The organism is Streptomyces plumbidurans (assembly GCF_019857225.1).
GTDB classification, from domain to species: Bacteria; Actinomycetota; Actinomycetes; order Streptomycetales; family Streptomycetaceae; genus Streptomyces; species Streptomyces plumbidurans.
Window position 1 is genome coordinate 1 of the sequence record NZ_JAFJSY010000169.1, and the last position, 1149, is coordinate 1149.

Here is a 1149-nt window from a genome sequence, read left to right on the forward strand (position 1 = left end):
CTGCCGATCGACCCTCTGCCGACTGCCCGCCCGGCCGACTGCCCGCCCGGCCGACTGCCCCCCTGCTGACCGACTTCCTGCCGACTGACCGACCTTCTGCCGACAAAGGACCCGAGATGACCACACCCGCCGCCGACGGCTTCTGGATGCCGGCCGAATGGGCCCCGCACGAGCGCACCTGGATGGCGTGGCCGGGCCCCAACCCGACCTTCGCCGACCCCGGCGATCTGGCCGCCGCCCGCACCGCCTGGGCCTCGGTCGCCCGCGCCGTGCGCCGCTTCGAGCCGGTGACCGTGGTGTGCGGCGTAGGGCAGTCGGCCGGTGCGCGGGCGCTGCTCGGCCCGGACATCGACACCGTGGAGCGGGAGCTGGACGACGCGTGGATGCGCGACATCGGCCCCACGTTCCTCACCGACGGGCGTGAACTGGCCGCCGTGGACTGGACGTTCCAGGGCTGGGGTGCCCAGGAGTGGGCCCGCTGGGAGCACGACGCGAAGATCGCCGCACATGTCGGCGACCTCGCGGGTGCGCGGACGTACGCCTCGAAGCTCGTCAACGAGGGGGGTGCGATCCATGTCGACGGCGAGGGCACGGTGCTGCTGACGGAGACGGTCCAGCTCGGCCCCGAGCGCAATCCGGGGTGGACGCGCGAGGAGGTCGAGGCGGAGATCCACGCCCACCTCGGCACCCGCAAGGCGATCTGGCTGCCGCGCGGCCTGACCGGCGACTATCCGCCCTACGGCTTCGGCACCCTCGGCCATGTCGACATCGTCGCCGCCTTCGCCCGCCCGGGCGTCGTCGTCGCCCACTCCCAGCCGGACCCGGCCCACCCCGACCACGAGGTGACCCGGGAGGTCATCGGCCTGCTGAAGGCCGAGACCGACGCCCGTGGCCGCGCCCTGGAGGTCGTCGAGGTCCCGGCGCCCACCGTCCTGGAGGCCGACGGCCACTGGGCCGACCACTCCTACATCAACCACTACCTCTGCAACGGCGGGGTCGTGCTCTGCGGCTTCGACGACCCGCGCGACGAGACCGCCGCCGGAATCTTCGGCCGGTTGTTCCCCGAGCGGACGGTGACCCTGGTGGACGCGCGTACGATCTTCTCCGGTGGAGGCGGCGTGCACTGCATCACGCAGCAGCAGCCGAAGA

General features: G+C 72.9%; 1 protein-coding gene. It reads left to right on the top strand.

Annotated elements, in window-relative coordinates:
• Positions 1-116: 116 nt before the first annotated feature.
• A partial coding sequence (locus JYK17_RS40240; protein WP_222812324.1) for an agmatine deiminase family protein occupies positions 117-1149 on the top strand: 1033 nt, incomplete at its 3' end.